The organism is Longimicrobium sp. (assembly GCF_036387355.1).
In the GTDB taxonomy this organism is placed as follows: domain Bacteria; phylum Gemmatimonadota; class Gemmatimonadetes; order Longimicrobiales; family Longimicrobiaceae; genus Longimicrobium.
Window position 1 is genome coordinate 1 of sequence record NZ_DASVTX010000025.1, and the last position, 1,958, is coordinate 1,958.

Annotated in this window: 2 protein-coding genes; one reads left to right on the plus strand and one right to left on the minus strand. The window is 69.5% G+C overall.

Annotation, left to right across the window (positions count from 1 at the left end):
• A partial coding sequence (locus tag VF665_RS01230; RefSeq protein ID WP_331051575.1) for a VIT domain-containing protein occupies nucleotides 1–595 on the minus strand: 595 nt, incomplete at its 3' end.
• A 378-nt stretch (nucleotides 596–973) separates the two neighbouring features.
• Between VF665_RS01230 and VF665_RS01235 the strand changes: the two genes are divergently transcribed.
• Nucleotides 974–1,231 (plus strand): hypothetical protein, encoded by a 258-nt coding sequence (locus VF665_RS01235; RefSeq protein ID WP_331051576.1) that lies wholly within the window; start codon nucleotides 974–976, stop codon nucleotides 1,229–1,231.
• The last annotated feature ends 727 nt before the right edge of the window (nucleotides 1,232–1,958 follow it).

The window sequence follows — 1,958 nt, forward strand, 5'->3', positions numbered from 1 at the left end:
CGCGGAGAGGCAGCGTCCAGCTGCGCTCCCCGTTCACCTGCCGCAGCAGCGTGCTGTAGGCCAGCACCACGCGCACGGTGCCGTTGGCCTCGATGGGAAACACCTTGGCGCTGAACCGGTTGCCCGATTCCTGGTCCAGCATGGCGGGATCCCGCATCTCGTGCAGGATCTGGTCGTACACCTGGTGCGCGCGGAGGCGCTCCACCACCTCGCCCTCCATCAGCCTGCCGTTCACCTCCTTGGCAAAGCGGCTCACCGTGGCGCCTTCGGGAAGGATGGCGCTGAAGCGGCCCTCCATCACCCGTGGGCGCGGATTGCGGAAGCGCATCTCCATTTCCGTCAGCGCCAGCATTCCCTGCACCGCCGTGCGCACGTCCAGCCGCTCCAGGGTGAGGTCCTGCCCGTCCGGATCGGAAAGGGCGAACGGCGCGGGAACGGGCACCGTGTCCCGCGGCGCCATGCCGATGGCGCCCACCGCGAGGTGCGGCGGATGCGGATCGGCCGGCGGAGTCGCGGGGCGGCGCGCGAGACCCGCGGCGGGGAGCGCGGCCAGGGCGGCGAGCGCCAGAAGGATGCGATGGGTGGTACGGAGCATCACCAAAGCCCGGAAGCGGATGGGAAAGCGGGCGGTTCAGGGGAAGGCCGACAGAAGGATCGTACGATGCGGAGGCATGTGCGTCCAGTCCGCCGGCCTGCACGGGGAACGCGCGGCGGGCGCCGCTTCTGTCCCACGGCGCCTCCGCGGGCCGCCGGGGCCGTCCTTTCCGCCGCGCGGGAACGCACCATGCTTAGCGTGTGGCCCTGCCGGGCTCTGTGTGCACTGGCGGAACGGCTGTGCGCGGCGCATCCTGCGCAGCCAGTGGCGTTTGCGCCGGGCGGGGGGGGTACTCGTTTCACCCGTCCCGGCCGGGCATGGGCCGGGAGGTTCCGTGGCGCGCGGCGGGACACACGCTGGTTACGTACGGGTAGTCTTATGGCGATGAGAGAGTTCAGCGACGCGCGGGGGGTGCAGTGGCAGGTCTGGGACGTACAGCCCACGCTGCGGGTGGCGGGGGGTGAGCAGCCCGGCAGCCTGCTGCACGAGGACGCCGCGGAGGGCTGGCTTACCTTTCAGAGTGCCTCGGAGCGCCGCCGCTTCTACCAGCGCCCGCCGGACTGGGAGTCGCTTTCGGACGAGCAGCTCGCGCGCCTGTGCAACCACGCCGTCCCCGTCGCCACCACGCGCCCCTGACCCATTGCTCGCGCGCCCCGGGCAGGCGTGTGCTCCCGCCCCCCCCAGGGCGACAAGCCCATGCACCGCAAACCGTTACACACGCTCCGAACCTGTCATCCCGAGAGCGTGTTGAGAAACACTGCTTGCGCAGCGGCTCGGAGCCTGAGCGTCATCCGGAAGGAGCAGCGCGCCTCACTCTCTCACAAGCCGGCCTTTGTGCGACTGAAGGATCCGGGGCCGAACTCGCCGCGGGGACGCTGGCCGGCGCGGCGTGCCCGGCACTCCTCGCCGCTCCCCACCACGCGCCGCACTCAATGCTATCGATCATCGACCGCGCTTGAATCGGTCAGAGCCAACGTCGCGACACGCACGCCCGTTCTCGCAGGCATGTCAGATCCTTCGTCGGCGCCAGCACTCGGCGTGGAGGATGGTGCCTGCGGCGCCTCCTCAGGATGACAAGTTCATGCGCGACAAGTACTTGGGTGCGCAGTAGACTGTCATCCTGAGCGGAGCGCCTCACCGCTCGTTCGCGGCACCGAACTGTGGCGCGGAGTCGAAGGATCTTCTTGCCGCCGAGCCAACGTCGCGACACGCACGCCCGTTCTCGCGGGCATAGCAGATCCTTCGTCGGCGCCAGAATGTCGTTCCGCCGCGAGTGCCTCCGGCGCCTCCTCAGGATGACAAGTCACTGCGCTACAGACAGTTTGGAGCACAAACGCCTTGTCATCCTGTGCGAAGCGCTGCG

Excerpts from the sequence above, each read along its gene's own strand:
- VF665_RS01235 (WP_331051576.1), top strand. The coding sequence starts at position 974 with ATGGCGATGAGAGAGTTCAGCGACGCGCGGGGGGTGCAGTGGCAGGTC.